Here is a 15,848-nt window from a genome sequence, read left to right as displayed (position 1 = left end):
GAGTCGGGAGGGGCCCGGCGGCCGGGTGGGCGAGGAGGTTCGCGATGGGCGGCGGTGAGGCGAGTGCCCGGGTGCGGTGCGTGGCGGCGGTGCCGTGCTGGGTGAGCCTGATGGCCCAGGACCTGGAGGGGGCGCAGGAGTTCTACGGGCCGCTGCTGGGCTGGGAGTTCGACCCGGCCCCGGAGCGCCTCGGGCCGTACGTGCACGCCGTGGCCGGCGGGGAGGCCGTGGCCGGGTTGGGGACGGTGGAGAGCGGGGCGATCCCGTTCGCGTGGACGGCCTACTTCGGGACGGAGAGCGCCGACGCCGCCGCCGACGCGGTGCGCGAGCGCGGCGCCACCCTCGCCGTGGGGCCGCTGGCCTTCGACGCCGGCCGTGTCGCCTTCGCCGCGGACCCGGCGGGCGCGGTGTTCGGCATCTGGGAGGGCCCGCTCGGCCGCGCGCGGCGGCTGGAGGTGCCCGGCGCCCCGGTCTGGATCGAGCTGCGCACCCCGGACCCGTTCGCCGCGGCCCTGTTCTACGGCGAGGTGTTCCGCTGGGACGGCCGCGACCCGGAGCGCTTCGACGTCCGCTGGGAGCACGACCGCGTGGTGCTGCGCGCCGAGGGCCACAGCGTCGCGGCGCTGGCCAAGGAGGAGTCGGGCGCCCCGACCGGCCTGCCGCCGCACTGGGAGGTCTCCTTCGCCGTCCCCGACGCCGACCTCGCGCTGACGCGGGCCGTGGGGCTGGGCGGCGCGGCCCTGGGCGCCGCCTTCGACTCCCCGTACGGCCGGGTCGCGCGGCTGCGCGACCGCGAGGGCGCCCGCTTCGCCGTGATCAGCGCCAAGGAGTAGCGCCGAGGAGTAGCGCCCGCGAGGGCCTCACCCCAGCTCCGCCCGTGCCTCCCGCAGCCGGTCGCCCAGCTCCGCCCGGGCCGCCGCCGGCAGGGCCTTGCGGGCCGCGGGGAAGAGCACCTCGTCCTCCCCGGCCAGGTGCCGCCGCAGGGTGTCGGCCAGCCCGCGCAGCAGCGTGCCGAAGGCCGGGTCCCCGGGCCCGACGCCCTGGAGGTCGGAGAGGTACTGCCCGATCGCCAGGTGGTCGTGGATGCTGCCGAACACCAGGGCCCCGCCGCCGGGGACGTCGTGCTGCACGACGGGGAACAGCAGCTCCTCCTCGGCCGCGCAGTGGCTGAAGAGCAGGTCGGTGAGCCGGGCCAACAGCTCTCCGCGCTCGGCGGAGCCCTCCGGCGCGGCCTCGATCCGCTCCAGCAGCCCGGTGAGCTCCCGGTGTTCGGCGGTGAACTCGCCGAGGATGTCCGGCCTGCGGCTCATGGTGCTCCCGCCTCTCGCACGGTCCCCACTGGGTGACCGGGGCCGCCGACGACCGGTGGCCCCCGTACTGTCCAGTATCCGGCGCCGCGCGGCCGTACACCCGGGTCCGGCGATCAGCCCCGGTCCCGCCGCCCCGCGACGGCGAGCAGCCGGGTCTGAGGGTCGGCGTCCTCCGGTACGGCGACCGGCGCGTCGAACAGCCCGCTGCCGGAGAGGTCCCCGTAACCGGACATCCGCTCCAGCGCGAAGCCGACCAGTCCGGCCGGCAGCCGGGTCAGCCGCCCGACGCCCTCCGCGAGGTCCCAGCTGTGGATGACGAGGTCGGTGGTCAGCTGGTCCCGGTAGTACTGCCCGGAGACGTCCCCGAAGGAGAGGTGGACGGTCAGCTCGGCGGCGCCGGGTACGGAGAAGGCGTGTTCGGCGGCCGTGGCCGCGGCCGTCCAGGTGCCGAGCGGGTCCTCGCCGAGGACGTCGCCGTCGAAGCGGGCGCCGACCTCGGCGATGGTGGCGCCCATCAGCAGCTCGGGCACCCAGAGCTGTTCGCCGGTGAGGTGGTTGACGAGGTCGCGCACGGACCAGTCGGCGCAGGGGGTGGGGGAGTCCCACTGCTCGGGGGCGATCAGCCGGACGCGTTCGCCGAAGGCGGCCAGCGCCTCGGCGTACGGGGTGTTCGCGCCCTGGTTCTGGTCCTGCCGGTGTCGGGTCATGCCTCCACCCTGCCCCGCCCCGGCCCGGGGTCGCCACTTGCTCATGCACCGTCAGTTGTTCCAATTCGAACTTCAAGGTACGGTCGAAGAGCGGCCGGTTCAAATTTGAACAACAGCGCCGGCGGGACACCGCCCCGGCCCCGGCCGCGCACCGCACCCCCCCCCGAAACAGACGACCGACGACCCCGATCGATGGAGACGCGCATGCCGAGCAGCAGCCCGAGCACGACCGCCCCCACCGCGGCCGCCGCCGCCAGCACCACCCGCACCGACCGCCTCGCCGACGGCGCGACCACCTCCCCGCACGCCTACGACGCCGGACTCCTCCTCCTGCGCCTCGTCCTCGGCCTGACCATGGCTGCCCACGGCAGCCAGAAGCTCTTCGGCTGGTTCGACGGCGGAGGCATCGACGGCACCGGCCAGTTCTTCACCGCCAGCGGCTACCCGGCCGGCAACGCGATGGCCGTCGTCGCCGGCCTCACCGAGACCTTCGGCGGCCTCGCCCTGGCCGTCGGCCTGCTGACCCCGCTGGCCGGCGCCGCGATCGTCGGCACCATGGTCAACGCGATCGCCGTCACCTGGGGCGGCGGCTTCTTCGCCCCCAAGGGCGGCGAGTACGAGTACCTCCTGACGGCCGGCGCCGCCGCCCTCGCCCTGACCGGCCCGGGCCGCTACGCGGTGGACCGCTACCTGCCCGTGCTGCGCGCGCACCGCCTGGCGTACGGCGTGGCCGCCGTGCTGGTCGGTCTGGTGACGGCGGGCGTGATCCTGCTGCTCCGCAAGTAGCCGCGAACTCCCGCGACGGGGGCCGGAACTGACGAGGAGTCAATTCCGGCCCCCGCAGCCGTTTCAGGCCCCGATCCGTACCAGCGCCAGCGTGATGTTGTCCGGCCCGCCCGCCTCGATCGCCGCCCGCCACAGCTCGAACGCGGCCTTGCCGTCGGCCCGTTCGCCGTCGGCCTGATCGCCGTCCGCCCGTCCGCCCTCCGCCGACCGGGCGAGGGCGGCGTACAGCTCCTCCTCCGGCACCGGGTCCGTCAGTCCGTCGCTGCACACCAGGTAGCGGTCCCCGGCCGCCAGCGGCTCGGTGCGCACGTGCGGCTCGACGAAGGTGAGCCCGAGCGAGCCGCCGAGGGTCTGGGTGACCACCGAGGTGGTGCGCCGCCCGGGCGGCAGCGGCGGGCTGTCGTCCACGCTGACCCGGCGCAGCCCGTCCGCCGTGACGCGGTAGACCCGGCTGTCGCCGACGTTGAAGGCCAGCGCCTCGTCGGGCAGCAGCACCAGCCCCGCGACGGTGGTGCCCATCGCCGCCAGCTCCGGCTCCCCGGCGGCCGCCGCGTAGACGGCCCGGTTGCACTCCTGGAGCTCGGCCCGCACGGCCTCCTCGTCGCAGAGCGCGCCCCCGGTCGCCGCGAGCCGCCGGGCGACGAGGGCGCTGGCGACCTCCCCGCCGGGGTGGCCGCCGAGGCCGTCCGCCACCGCGACCACGCAGGGCGGACCGAGGGGGAAGAGCAGGGTCTGCGGGTTGGTGGTCACGGTGGCGCAGAGCGTCCACGGGCCGACCGTCAGGCTGTCCTCGTTGTGCTCGCGCACCAGCCCCTCGTGGCTCAGCGCGCTCACCGCGATGTACGCCGCCATCGCTCCGCCGTCCTTCCCGGGTCCTCCCTCCATTGTCGGGGGGAATACAAGTCGCCGCCCGGGTGCTAGTGTGGTTGAAAGTTGAACGACCTAGGCGAGGGCCACGGCCCGACCAGGAGTGTGGTGAGCAGCATGCAGTTCGGAATCTTCACCGTCGGTGACGTCACCCAGGACCCGACCACCGGCCGCACCCCGAGCGAGCACGAGCGGATCAAGGCGATGGTGGCCATCGCGCGCAAGGCCGAGGAGGTCGGCCTGGACGTCTTCGCGACCGGCGAGCACCACAACCCGCCCTTCGTGCCGTCCTCGCCGACGACCATGCTCGGCTACATCGCCGCGCAGACCGAGCGGATCATCCTCTCCACCTCGACCACGCTGATCACCACCAATGACCCGGTGAAGATCGCCGAGGACTTCGCGATGCTCCAGCACCTCGCCGAGGGCCGGGTGGACGTGATGATGGGCCGCGGCAACACCGGCCCGGTCTACCCGTGGTTCGGCAAGGACATCCGCCAGGGCATCCCGCTCGCGATCGAGAACTACGCGCTGCTGCACCAGCTGTGGCGCGAGGACGTGGTCGACTGGCAGGGCCGCTTCCGCACCCCGCTGCAGTCCTTCACCTCCACCCCGCGCCCGTTGGACGGCGTCCCGCCGTTCGTCTGGCACGGCTCGATCCGCAGCCCCGAGATCGCCGAACAGGCCGCGTACTACGGCGACGGCTTCTTCGCGAACAACATCTTCTGGCCCAAGGAGCACTTCCAGAAGCTGATCGAGCTCTACCGCGAGCGCTTCGCCCACTACGGCCACGGCACCCCCGAACAGGCGGTCGTCGGCCTCGGCGGGCAGGTGTTCATGCGCCGCAACTCCCAGGACGCGGTGCGCGAGTTCCGTCCGTACTTCGACAACGCGCCGGTGTACGGGCACGGGCCCTCGCTGGAGGAGTTCACCGAGCAGACCCCGCTGACCGTCGGCAGCCCGCAGGAGGTCATCGAGAAGACGCTGGCCTTCCGCGAGACCTTCGGCGACTACCAGCGCCAGCTGTTCCTGATGGACCACGCCGGCCTGCCGCTGAAGACGGTGCTGGAGCAGCTGGACCTGCTCGGCGAGGAGGTCGTGCCGGTGCTGCGCGAGGAGTTCGCCAAGGGCCGCCCGGCGCAGGTGCCGGACGGGCCGACGCACGCGGCGCTGGTCGCGGCCCGCGAGGAGGAGACGGACACGGAGAAGGCGGAGGTGGCCAAGTGACCCCGTACAAGCTGGTGGTGGTGAGCGCGGGCCTGAGCAAGCCGTCCTCGACGCGGCTGCTCGCCGACCGGCTCGCCGAGTCGACGGTCCGTCAACTCTCTCTGCGCGGGCGGGAGGTGGAGGTCGAGGTGGTCGAACTGCGGGACCTCGCCGTGGAGATCGCCAACAACCTCGTCACCGGCTTCCCCGGGGCGGCGCTGCGCCGGGCCGTCGAGGCCGTCACGGAGGCGGACGCGCTGATCGCGGTGACGCCGATCTTCACCGCCTCGTACAGCGGCCTGTTCAAGTCGTTCTTCGACGTGATCGACCACGACGCGCTGGCGGGCAAGCCGGTGCTGATCGCGGCCACCGGCGGCACGCCCCGGCACTCGCTGGCGCTGGAGCACGCCGTCCGCCCGCTGTTCGCCTACCTGCGCGCGGTGGTGGTGCCCACCGCCGTCTACGCGGCCACCGACGACTGGGGCGCGACGGGTGACGGCCTCGGCGAGAGCCTGCCGGGCCGGATCGACCGGGCGGCCGCCGACCTGACGGCGCTGCTCGCCGGCCGCGCCCCGGCGGCGCCGGAGCCGGCCGGCCTGCCGGAGCACGTGGTGCCGTTCGCCGAGCAGTTGGCGGCGCTCAAGGCCTGACCGTCAGGTGTTCGCCCGGGCGTCGTAGGACGCCCGGGCGGCCGCGATCTCCTGCTGGTGCGTCTCCGTCCACGTCACCAGCGACTGGATGGTGGCGTGCAGCGTGCGCCCGAGCGGCGTCAGCGCGTAGTCCACCCGGGGCGGCACCACCGCGTGGACGGTCCGCTCCACCATGCCGTCCCGCTCCAGCTGACGCAGGGTGACGGTGAGCATCCGCTGGCTGACCCCGTCGATCGCCCGGCGCAGCTCGGTGAAGCGCAGCGACTGCCGGTCCAGCAGGGCGATCACCAGCAGCGACCACTTGTCGGCGATCCGGTCGAGGATCTGCCGCACGTCGCAGTCCTCGCGCACGTGCCACTGGTAGACGTCGCAGTCGCCGCAGCCCTCGCACCCGCCCTTGGTACCCGCGCAGTGCGTCGGTTCCTTCGAAGTGCCTTCTTCCACGCTCCCTGATGCTGCCGCAGGATGGCGGTGGTTACAAGAGGGAACTGACCGGACGGAAGAGAACCGCCGGGGCCCCTCGCCACCCCCTGTCGCCCGAGGAGCCGTCCGGTGTCCGTGTCATCAGCCCTGCCCGAGAGCACCTCGGAGTCCGTACCGGACCCGGGTCACCGACTCGGTGGCCGCGCCACAGCCGTGCTGGCCGTGCTCTCGGGCGCGATCTTCCTGGAGGGCGTCGACGTCGCGATGCTCAACGTCGCGCTGCCCTCGATCCGCGCCGACCTGGGCATGTCCACCGGTGCCCTGTCCTGGGTGATCAGCGCCTACGCGCTCGGCTACGGCGGCTTCATGCTGCTCGGCGGTCGAACGGCCGACCTGTTGGGCCGGCGCCGGATGTTCCTGTTCTGGCTGACGGTCTTCGTGCTCTTCTCCGGCCTCGGCGGGCTGGCCAGCGACGGCTGGGTGCTGATCCTGGCCCGGTTCGTCACGGGCCTGTCGGCGGCCTTCATGACCCCGGCAGGGCTGTCGATCATCACCACGGCCTTCGCCGAGGGGCCGGCGCGCAACCGGGCGCTGCTGGTCTACGTCAGTACGTCCGCCGCAGGATTCTCGCTGGGGCTGGTGGTCGGAGGCCTGCTCACGGCGGTCAGCTGGCGGTGGGTGTTCTTCGCCCCGGTGCTGCTCGCGGCCGCCCTGCTGGCGGCGGCCGTCCCGCTGATCCCGCGCGAGGCGGCCCCCTCGCGGGCGCGCGGCGGGCGCTTCGACCTGGCCGGGGCCGTCACCGTGACCGGGTCCATGCTGCTGCTGGTGTACGGCGTGGTCCGCGCCGGCGAGCCGGGCGCGGAGCCCGGCCCGACCGCCGCCGTCCTGGCCGGCGGGCTGGCGCTGCTGGCGGCCTTCGTGGCGATCGAACGGCGCTCGGCCTCGCCGCTGGTGCGCCTGGGCATCCTGCGATCCGGGCCGCTGGTGCGGGCCAACCTGGGGGCGATGCTGTTCGTCGGCGCGTACTTCGGCTTCCAGTTCGTCGCGACCCTCTACCTCCAGGACCTGCGCGGCTGGACTCCGCTCCAGACGGGACTGGCCCTGCTCGTCGTCGGCGGGGACGTGGTGCTGGCGCCGACCCTCACCCCGAGGCTGGTCGAGCGCTTCGGCACCGTCCGGGTGATCCTCGGCGGCTTCCTGGTGGCGGCCGTCTCGTACGCCCTCTTCCTCCCGGTGGGCGCCGACTGGACGTACCCGATGATGTTCCCGACCATGCTGCTGACCGGGCTCGCCTTCGCACTCGCGTACGGGCCGCTGACCATCGCGGCGACGGAGGGCATCGCGGAGGAGGAGCAGGGGCTGGCCGGCGGGCTGCTCAACACCGCCTTCCAGTTCGGCGCGGCGCTGGGCCTGTCGGTGGTGACGACGGTGACGGTCTCCGCGCTCGGCTCGGGGGAGAGCACCCTGGAGGGCTTCCGGTCGGCGCTGGTGGTGCCGGTCGCGGCGGCGGTGCTGGGGGCGGCCGTGACCGCCACCGGCGCGGGCCGTCGGCGGGCCTGACATTCACTCGGACGGTCCTGCCGGGAGGGCTCCGGCGGGGCCGTCCGGATGCGTGTCGGCCGTGCCGATGTGTCCGCTATGCGATGTAATCATTCCCATGATCAGATTAGTGCCGATCCGTCCGATCATCCGTCCGGTCATCCAACCGCTCGTCCGTCCGGTCGCCCGTCCGGTCATCCGCCCGCTCGCCCGTGCCCTCGGCCGACGCCAGGAGCGGCGGCCGTGAACCTGCTGCGCGAGAACCCCGTCCTCGCCCTCTTCGTCTGCCTCGGGCTCGGCTACCTGCTCGGCAAACTGCGGGTCGGCCCGATCCAACTGGGCGGGATCTGCGGCACGTTGATCGTCGCCATGCTGATCGGCAGCCGGCACGTCAGCGTCCACGCGGACGTCAAGAACGTCGCCTTCGCCCTGTTCATCTTCTCGCTGGGCTACATCGCCGGCCCCCAGTTCTTCTCCAACCTCAACGCCAAGGGTCTGCGCTTCGCCGTGCTCTGCGTCCTGGAGGCCGTCCTGGTCGTCGGGATGGCGTACGGCATCGGCAAGGCCTTCGACCTCGACGTCGGCACCGCCTCCGGCATCCTGGCCGGGGCCGCCACCGAGTCCGCCGTGGTCGGCACCGCGCAGGAGGCCATCTCCAACCTCGCCGGGATCAGCCCCGAGCAGTCCACCCAGCTGCAGAACCACGTGGCCGCCGCCTACTCGGTCTGCTACCTCTTCGGCCTGGTCTCGATCGTGCTGCTGACCAGCCAGATCTTCCCGCTGGTCATGCGGATCAAGCTGCCGGACGCCTCCCGCGAGCTCTGGCAGAAGATGCGCGGCGGAAAGTCCACCCTCGCCGCCGACGAGCAGCCCGCCCTGCCCCCGCTGGTCGGGCGCACCTACCTGGTCTCCCAGGGCGAGGGCTCGACCGTCGGCCAGGTCGAGGAGGTGCAGCCGAGCCTGGTCACCGTCGAGGGCGTGCGCCGCGCCGGGCGCACCCTCCGCGTCGAGCAGGACCTGCGGCTGCGCCGGGGGGACCTGGTCCTGCTGGTCGGCCGCCGCGAGGCCGTCATCGACACCGGCCACGAACTGGGCCCGGAGACCTCCGGCGTGCCCGGCCTGGACAGCCCGATGGTGGTGCGCGACGTCGTCCTCACCAACCGGGACTTCGTCGGCCGGACGGCGGCGGACCTCGCCGCCGAACAGCCCTCCGCCACCGCCGGCGTCTACCTGACCGACGTCCAGCGCGTCGACCAGCACCTGCCGGCCGTCGCCGAGACCGAACTGCACCGGGGCGACACGGTCACCGTCGCCGGCGCCCGCTCGGCCGTCGAGCGCTTCGCCGCCAGGGCCGGGATCGGCATCCGCAAGGACGCCATCGACTACATCTACATCAGCCTCGGCATCTGCGTCGGCGTGCTGATCGGGATGATCACCGTCCACGCGGGCAGCGCCGCCCTCTCGCTCGGCACCGGCGGCGGCTGCCTCGTCTCCGGCCTGGTCTTCGGCTGGTTCCGCGCCCAGCGCCCCACCTTCGGCGCCTACCCGCCGGTGGCCGCCCAGACCGCCAAGGACCTCGGGCTCTCCGTCTTCATCGCCGTCACCGGGCTGGCCGCCGGGCCGGACGCCGCCACCCTGCTCAAGGACCACCCGGTGCTGCTGCCCGCCTCGGGCGTCCTGATGGTCGCCGTCCCGGCCGTGCTCTCCCTGGTCGTCGGCCGCAAACTGCTGAAGATCGAGCCGCCGATCCTCGTCGGCGCCATCGCCGGCCAGCAGTGCAGCACCCCGGCGATCACCACCGTCACCAACGTCGCCCAGAGCAGCATCCCGATGCTGGGGTACACCATCACCTACACCATCTCCAACTTCCTGCTCCCGCTCACCGGCCCGATCCTCGTCGGCCTGCTGGGCGCCTGACGAACCTCGCGAACCGCCGTACGGCGAAGGAGAGTTGACCTGCCATGACGAAGCCCGCAGCCAGCCGCGAGGAGATCCGCCGGCTCGCCCGGCTGAGCCCCTTCGAGCTCAAGGCCGAGTTCATCCGGCTCGCCGAGCTGTACCAGAGCGGCAAGCCCGGACAGAAGGGCCGATCCACCTCCCACATGCTCAACGCCGGTCGAGGGAACCCGAACTGGATCTGCACCGGCCCCCGCGAGGCGTACCTCGCCCTCGGCCACTTCGCCCTCGCCGAGAGCCGCCGCGTCTGGACGGCCGACGACCTCGGCGGCATGCCCGAACAGCGCGGCATCGCCGCCCGCTTCGACGCCTTCGTCCGCAGCCACCCCGCCCTGCCCGGCGTCGAGTTGCTCCGGCGCAGCGCCGAACTCGCCGTCGACCGCTTCGGGTTCGAGCGCGACGCCTTCCTCCACGAACTGGCCGACGCGGCCGTCGGCGACAACTACCCCGTCCCCGACCGGATGCTGGTGCACGCGGAGCAGATCGTCCGCGGCTACCTCCAGGAGGAGCTGATGGACGGCCGCCCGCCCGCCGAGCAGCAGCCCGAACTGTTCGCCACCGAGGGCGGCACCGCCGCGATGTGCTACGTCTTCGACTCCCTGGTGAAGAACGGCGTCCTGCGCAAGGGCGACCGGATCGCCCTGATGGTGCCGGTGTTCACCCCGTACATCGAGATCCCCGAACTCGAGGACTACGACTTCGAGGTCGTCGAGATCCAGGCGAACAAGCTGGTCGAGACCGGCGTACGGGGCTGGCGCTACCCGCCGGAGGAGGTCGCCAAGCTCGCCGACCCGTCCATCCGGCTGCTCTGCCTGGTCAACCCCAGCAACCCGCCCTCCCTGGCGCTCTCCCGGGAGGTCACCGAGCAGATCGAGCGGATCGTCGCCACCGACAACCCGAACCTGGTCATCGTCACCGACGACGTCTACGGCACCTTCGTCGACGGCTTCCGCAGCCTCGCCGCCGACCTGCCCCGCAACACCCTGCTCGTCTACTCCTACTCCAAGCACTACGGCGCCACCGGCCACCGCCTCGGCGTGATCGGCCTCGACCGGGACAACGTCGTCGACGAGCTGATCGCCGCGCTCCCGGCCGAGGAGAAGGCGCGCCTGGCGAAGCGCTACGGCCCGCTCAGCCTGGAGCCCGAGAGGATCCGCTTCATCGACCGCCTCGTCGCCGACTCCCGGCAGGTCGCCCTCAACCACACCGCCGGGCTCAGCCTGCCCCAGCAGGCCCAGATGGCGCTCTTCTCCTTGTTCGCCCTGCTGCCCGAGGGCAAGGCGTACAAGGCGAGGGTGCAGGAGATCGTCCACCGGCGCCTGGACCTGCTGATGGAGGGCTCCGGGATGAAGATCGCGGACGACCCCGGGCGGGCCGGCTACTACATCGAACTCGACCTGCTCGCCGAGGCCGAGCGCGTCGGCGGCAAGGACTTCGCCGCGTTCCTGGAGAAGAACTACGAGCCCACCGAGCCGCTGTTCCGCCTCGCCGAACAGACCGGCGTCGTGCTGCTCAACGGCGGGGGCTTCGACGGGCCGGAGTGGTCCGTGCGCGTCTCCCTCGCCAACCTCGACGACCTCGACTACCTCAAGATCGGCCACCACCTGCGCCGGATCTTCGACGACTACCGCGCCGAGTGGGAAGCGTCCCAAGCCTCCTGAGACCCCCAAGCCTCCTGAGACCCCCGAGACCTCCCGAGACCTCCGAGAGCTTCTGAGACCTCCGAGAGCTTCTGAGAAAGGCGATCCGCCACCGTGCAACCCCAACCGCAGGACGTCCTGAGCCCGCTCACCGACGCGGCCGTCTTCCTCGTCCTCACCGTCGAGCCCGGCGGCGAGCAGGCCGTCCGCGACCTCCTGCCCGACCTCGCCGGGCTGCGCCGCGGGATCGGCTTCCGCGCCCCCGAGGGTGGTCTCACCTGCGTCACCGGCCTCGGCTCGGACGCCTGGGACCGCCTCTTCGCCGGCCCCAGGCCCGCCGCCCTGCACCCCTTCCGGGAGGTGGCCGGCCCCCGCCACCGCGCCCCCGCCACCCCGGGGGACCTCCTGCTGCACCTGCGGGCCGAGCGGATGGACCTCTGCTTCGAGCTCGCCACCCGCATCACCGACCGCCTCGCCGGCGCCGCCACCGTCGTCGACTCCGTCCAGGGCTTCAAGTACTTCGACGACCGGGACCTCCTCGGCTTCGTCGACGGCACCGAGAACCCCGAGGGCGCCGCCGCCGTCCGCGCCGCCGTGGTGGGGGAGGAGGACGCCGGGTTCGCGGGCGGCAGCTACGTCGTCGTGCAGAAGTACCTGCACGACCTCGCCAAGTGGAACGGCATCGGCGTCGACGCGCAGGAGCGGGCGGTCGGGCGCACCAAGCTCGACGACATCGAGTTCGACGACGACGCCAAGCCCGCCGACTCCCACGTGGCGCTCACCTCGCTGGGCGCGGGACCGGACGGGCGGGCCCGGGAGATCGTCCGCTTCAACATGCCCTTCGGCTCCTTCGAGCGCGGCGGCGAGTACGGCACCTACTTCATCGGCTACGCCGCCGACCCCTCGGTGACGGAGGAGATGCTGACCAACATGTTCGTCGGCAGCCCGCCCGGCACCACCGACCGGCTGCTCGACTTCTCCACCGCCGCCACCGGCTCGCTGTTCTTCGTCCCGACCGCCGACTTCCTCGACGCCCCACCGCCCGCCCCGGCCCCCTCGGGAGCCGCGGAGGGGGCCGGCGCCGGGGACGGCTCGCTCGGCATCGGCAGCCTCAAGCGGAACCCCTGAAAGACCCCTTCGAACAGGACCGCGCCCATGAACAACCTGCACCGCGAACTCGCCCCCGTCTCCGCCGCCGCCTGGGAGGAGATCGAGGAGGAGGCCCGCCAGACCTTCCGGTTGCACATCGCCGGCCGCCGGGTCGTCGACCTGCACGGCCCCGAGGGCGCCACCCTCGCCGCCGTCGGCACCGGCCACCTCGGCGGCATCGAACCGCCGGTCGAGGGCGTCCGGGCCAGGGCCCGTGAATCCCGGCCGGTGGTCGAGCTGCGGGTGCCGTTCACCGTCACCCGCGCGGCCGTCGACGACGTCGAGCGCGGTTCCCGCGACTCCGACTGGCAGCCCGTCAAGGACGCCGCCCGCACCCTCGCCTCGGCCGAGGACCGCGCCGTCTTCGAGGGCTACGGCGCCGCCTCCATCGAGGGTATCCGGGCCGCCGCCGCCAACCCGCCGGTGCAGCTGCCCGGCGATGTCCGCGAGTACCCCGAGGCCGTCAGCCGCGCCCTGACGGCCCTGCGCCTGGCCGGCGTCGGCGGCCCGTACTCGCTGCTGCTCGGCGCGGAGGCCTTCACCGCCGTCAACGAGACCAGCGACCACGGCTACCCGGTGCACAGCCACCTGGCCCGGCTGCTGGACGGCGAGATCATCTGGGCCCCCGCCGTCGAGGGCGCCTTCCTGCTGTCGGCCCGGGGCGGGGACTTCGAGCTCTTCCTCGGCCAGGACGTCTCGCTCGGCTACCTCTCCCACGACGCCGACTCGGTGCGGCTCTACCTCCAGGAGTCCCTCACCTTCCGCGTGTACACGGCGGAGGCGGCCGTCGCCCTGCACAACTAGGGGCGATTCGCCTCTTTCCCTTGGCATGACCGCTTCGTTCGAGTACGGCGTACCCCTGATCCCGGCAAGGGTACTGAGTTCCTTTACGGGGGGTACTGAGTGCCGTATCCTTTCGATGGGGCCTCTGACGCCAGTCGACGAGAGCCCGGGGCTGGCACTCAGTACCCTGGGCTTGACCTGAGGCCGAGGATCAGTGCACCCGCGCACCCGGGACAGGAGAGACCGCATGAGCTTGAGGATCGTTGTCTGCGTGAAGTACGTGCCGGACGCGACGGGTGACCGTCGTTTCTCGGACGACCACACCACCGACCGGGAGGGCGTGGACGGCCTGCTGTCGGAGCTGGACGAGTACGGCGTGGAGCAGGCGCTGCGGATCGCGGAGGCGAACGAGGGTGCCGAGGTGACGGTGCTGACGGTCGGTCCGGACGATGCGAAGGACGCGCTGCGCAAGGCGCTGTCGATGGGTGCGGACAAGGCGGTGCACGTCAATGACGAGGACGTCCACGGCTCGGATGTGATCGGGACGTCGGCGATCCTGGCGAAGGCGCTGGAGAGCACGGGGTTCGACCTGGTGATCGGTGGGATGGCGTCGACGGACGGCACGATGGGGGTGCTGCCGGCGCTGCTGGCGGAGCGTCTGGGTGTGCCGCAGCTGACGCTGCTGTCGGAGGTGTCGGTGGAGGGCGGCGTGGTGCGGGGCCGTCGTGACGGTGACGCGGCGACCGAGCAGGTCGAGGCGTCCCTGCCGGCGGTGGTGTCGGTGACGGACCAGTCGGGCGAGGCCCGCTACCCCTCCTTCAAGGGGATCATGGCGGCGAAGAAGAAGCCGGTGCGGTCGCTGGACCTGGACGACCTGGGCATCGAGGCCGGCGAGGTCGGCCTCGCGGGCTCCTGGACGGCGGTCGAGTCCGTGGCGGCCCGCCCGGCGCGCACCGCGGGCACGGTCGTCAAGGACGAGGGCGAGGGCGGGAAGCAGCTCGCGGCCTACCTCGCCGACCAGAAGTTCATCTAGTCCGACCTTCCCCTCGATCCTGCGACTCGCGAAACACGGAGACTTCGAACAATGGCTGAGATTCTCGTCCTGGTGGACCACGCCGACGGTGTGGTCCGCAAGCCGGCCCTGGAGCTGCTGACCCTGGCCCGCCGTCTCGGTGAGCCGTCCGCCGTGGTCCTCGGCGCGGGTGCCGCGGCCGCCGGCATCGCGGCGAAGGCCGGCGAGTACGGCGCGGCGAAGGTGTACGTGGCCGACGGCGCCGAGTTCACCGACCAGCTGGTCGTCCCGAAGGTGGACGCGCTGGCCCAGATCGCCGGGGCCGCCGCCCCGGGCGCCGTGCTGGTGACCTCCTCCGGCGAGGGCAAGGAGGTCGCCGCCCGCGTCGCCCTGCGCCTGGGCTCCGGCATCATCACCGACGCCATCGACGTCCGCGCGGGTGAGAGCGGCCCCGTCGCCACCCAGTCCGTCTTCGCCGCCTCCTACACCGTCGACTCGCGCGTCAGCAACGGCGTGCCGGTCATCACGGTCAAGCCGAACGCCGTCGCCCCGGAGGCCGCTCCGGCCGCCGGCGCCGTCGAGAACGTGTCGGTGGAGTTCACGGGCAACGCCGCCAAGGTCACCTCGCGCACCCCGCGCGTCTCCTCCGGCCGCCCCGAGCTGACCGAGGCCGCGATCGTGGTCTCCGGCGGCCGCGGCGTCGGCGAGGCCGCCGGCTTCGGCGTCGTCGAGGAGCTCGCGGACGCGCTCGGCGCGGCCGTCGGCGCCTCCCGCGCCGCCGTGGACGCGGGCTGGTACCCGCACAGCAGCCAGGTCGGCCAGACCGGCAAGCAGGTCTCCCCGCAGCTCTACGTGGCCAACGGCATCTCCGGTGCGATCCAGCACCGGGCCGGCATGCAGACCTCGAAGACCATCGTGGCCGTCAACAAGGACCCCGAGGCCCCGATCTTCGAGCTCGCCGACTACGGCGTGGTCGGCGACCTCTTCGAGGTCCTGCCGCAGCTGACCGCCGAGGTCAAGTCCCGCAAGGGCTGACCCGGCGGACCGACCGACGAGCGGAGGGCGTGGCACCCGGTACCCCCGGGGCCACGCCCTCCGCTCTGTCCGTACCCGGCCCCGCCTACTCCGCGAAGGCCGCGAGGTGCTGGGTGAACCCGCCCCGGGACGGCGGCAGCGGGCGCGGCTCGACGTCCACCGGGTGCGCCGCCTCCTCCATCGGCAGCAGCCGCAGCTCGGTCTGGTCGCCCTCGGGGGAGGGGAGCAGCCGCACCCGGGTGCCGACCGGGACGGTGCTGCGGAGCCCGTCCACGATGCACCAGACGTCGAAGCCCTCCTCCATCCGGATCAGCGACTTCTGACGGACCAGCGGCGTCCTGGCCTGTTCGACCTCGCAGCGGCGGACGACGCCCGTCCCCTCGCTCGGCTCCAGTTCCAGGTCGGTGGAGCCGCAGGTGGGGCACAGCAGCCGCTGGAAGGTCGGGTTGCAGCACCAGGCGCAGCGCTGGAAGTACAGCGTGGCGCCGGGGCTGTCGGCGTCGATGGCGGGGTGGATCACGCTCTCATCTCCCTGCGGCAGAAGTACGGCAGAAGTTCGGCAGGAAAAAGGATAGGGAACTCAGTGCCGTCATGTGAAGGCACTGAGTTCCCTTTTTGCTGTGCGCGTGCATAATGAAGGGTACTGAGTACCGTCGCACAACAGGAGAACCGACCATGGGCCAGGAGTTCGATCTCTTCCGTATCTCCGAGGAGCACGAGATGCTCCGTGAGGCGGTGCGTTCGTTGGCGGAGGCGAAGATCGCTCCGTTCGCGGCGGAGGTGGA

General features: G+C 72.5%; 16 protein-coding genes. 11 read left to right on the top strand and 5 right to left on the bottom strand.

Annotated features, from left to right (window positions below; translation table 11 throughout):
* The first annotated feature begins 44 nt into the window (after positions 1-44).
* The gene (locus ACIRRS_RS05720) at positions 45-833 is read left to right on the top strand and encodes a VOC family protein (protein ID WP_402965544.1); all 789 of its coding nucleotides are present in this window, start codon (positions 45-47) and stop codon (positions 831-833) included.
* Between the two features lie 27 nt (positions 834-860).
* Here ACIRRS_RS05720 and ACIRRS_RS05715 read toward each other — a convergent pair whose 3' ends face one another.
* Entirely contained in the window at positions 861-1,310 is a 450-nt protein-coding gene (locus tag ACIRRS_RS05715; protein WP_402965541.1) for a hemerythrin domain-containing protein, read from the bottom strand.
* A gap of 113 nt (positions 1,311-1,423) precedes the next feature.
* Positions 1,424-2,017 (bottom strand): TIGR03086 family metal-binding protein, encoded by a 594-nt coding sequence (locus tag ACIRRS_RS05710; protein ID WP_402965538.1) that lies wholly within the window; start codon positions 2,015-2,017, stop codon positions 1,424-1,426.
* A 204-nt stretch (positions 2,018-2,221) separates the two neighbouring features.
* On the opposite strand from ACIRRS_RS05710, the gene ACIRRS_RS05705 reads away from it, so the two are divergent.
* Entirely contained in the window at positions 2,222-2,803 is a 582-nt protein-coding gene (locus ACIRRS_RS05705) for a DoxX family protein (protein ID WP_402965535.1), read from the top strand.
* A gap of 63 nt (positions 2,804-2,866) precedes the next feature.
* On the opposite strand, the gene ACIRRS_RS05700 is transcribed toward ACIRRS_RS05705, so the two are convergent.
* Positions 2,867-3,655 carry a PP2C family protein-serine/threonine phosphatase gene (locus ACIRRS_RS05700; RefSeq protein WP_402965532.1) on the bottom strand — a complete coding sequence of 263 codons (789 nt, stop codon included), beginning with the start codon at positions 3,653-3,655 and terminating at the stop codon, positions 2,867-2,869.
* Positions 3,656-3,787: 132 nt separating this feature from the next.
* Here ACIRRS_RS05700 and ACIRRS_RS05695 point away from each other — a divergent pair, with 132 nt between their 5' ends.
* Together ACIRRS_RS05695 and ACIRRS_RS05690 are read left to right on the top strand one after the other, a co-directional pair.
* Positions 3,788-4,897, top strand: a complete 1,110-nt coding sequence (locus tag ACIRRS_RS05695) for an LLM class flavin-dependent oxidoreductase (RefSeq protein WP_402965529.1) — start codon at positions 3,788-3,790, stop codon at positions 4,895-4,897.
* Entirely contained in the window at positions 4,894-5,526 is a 633-nt protein-coding gene (locus ACIRRS_RS05690) for an FMN reductase (RefSeq protein WP_402965526.1), read from the top strand. Before ACIRRS_RS05695 ends, ACIRRS_RS05690 begins: the two co-directional genes overlap by 4 nt.
* A 3-nt stretch (positions 5,527-5,529) precedes the next feature.
* Here ACIRRS_RS05690 and ACIRRS_RS05685 read toward each other — a convergent pair whose 3' ends face one another.
* The gene (locus ACIRRS_RS05685) at positions 5,530-5,970 is read right to left on the bottom strand and encodes a winged helix-turn-helix transcriptional regulator (protein WP_402965523.1); all 441 of its coding nucleotides are present in this window, start codon (positions 5,968-5,970) and stop codon (positions 5,530-5,532) included.
* A gap of 114 nt (positions 5,971-6,084) precedes the next feature.
* Between ACIRRS_RS05685 and ACIRRS_RS05680 the strand changes: the two genes are divergently transcribed.
* The 7 genes from ACIRRS_RS05680 to ACIRRS_RS05650 all read left to right on the top strand — a co-directional run bounded on the left by ACIRRS_RS05680 (position 6,085) and on the right by ACIRRS_RS05650 (position 15,063).
* Positions 6,085-7,509 (top strand): MFS transporter, encoded by a 1,425-nt coding sequence (locus tag ACIRRS_RS05680; protein WP_402966366.1) that lies wholly within the window; start codon positions 6,085-6,087, stop codon positions 7,507-7,509.
* A gap of 222 nt (positions 7,510-7,731) precedes the next feature.
* Positions 7,732-9,405 carry an aspartate-alanine antiporter gene (gene aspT / locus ACIRRS_RS05675; RefSeq protein WP_402965520.1) on the top strand — a complete coding sequence of 558 codons (1,674 nt, stop codon included), beginning with the start codon at positions 7,732-7,734 and terminating at the stop codon, positions 9,403-9,405.
* A gap of 44 nt (positions 9,406-9,449) precedes the next feature.
* Positions 9,450-11,105, top strand: coding sequence for a bifunctional aspartate transaminase/aspartate 4-decarboxylase (locus ACIRRS_RS05670; RefSeq protein ID WP_402965517.1), 1,656 nt, complete (start codon positions 9,450-9,452; stop codon positions 11,103-11,105).
* 93 nt (positions 11,106-11,198) lie between these two features.
* Positions 11,199-12,212, top strand: a complete 1,014-nt coding sequence (locus ACIRRS_RS05665) for a Dyp-type peroxidase (protein WP_402965514.1) — start codon at positions 11,199-11,201, stop codon at positions 12,210-12,212.
* Between the two features lie 27 nt (positions 12,213-12,239).
* Positions 12,240-13,037: a family 1 encapsulin nanocompartment shell protein gene (locus tag ACIRRS_RS05660; protein WP_402965511.1), complete on the top strand. Its 798-nt coding sequence runs from the start codon at positions 12,240-12,242 to the stop codon at positions 13,035-13,037.
* 226 nt (positions 13,038-13,263) lie between these two features.
* Entirely contained in the window at positions 13,264-14,049 is a 786-nt protein-coding gene (locus tag ACIRRS_RS05655) for an electron transfer flavoprotein subunit beta/FixA family protein (protein ID WP_402965508.1), read from the top strand.
* Between the two features lie 51 nt (positions 14,050-14,100).
* On the top strand, positions 14,101-15,063 hold the full coding sequence (locus tag ACIRRS_RS05650) for an electron transfer flavoprotein subunit alpha/FixB family protein (RefSeq protein WP_402965505.1): 963 nt from the start codon (positions 14,101-14,103) through the stop codon (positions 15,061-15,063).
* An 85-nt stretch (positions 15,064-15,148) separates the two neighbouring features.
* On the opposite strand, the gene ACIRRS_RS05645 is transcribed toward ACIRRS_RS05650, so the two are convergent.
* Positions 15,149-15,583 carry a hypothetical protein gene (locus ACIRRS_RS05645; RefSeq protein WP_402965502.1) on the bottom strand — a complete coding sequence of 145 codons (435 nt, stop codon included), beginning with the start codon at positions 15,581-15,583 and terminating at the stop codon, positions 15,149-15,151.
* Positions 15,584-15,848: the final 265 nt, after the last annotated feature.

The sequence above is a fragment of the Kitasatospora sp. NPDC101183 genome (assembly GCF_044767945.1).
Taxonomy (GTDB): Bacteria; Actinomycetota; Actinomycetes; order Streptomycetales; family Streptomycetaceae; genus Kitasatospora.
The sequence above is the reverse complement of the archived record's forward strand: the minus strand, read 5'-3'. Positions and strand labels throughout refer to the sequence as shown.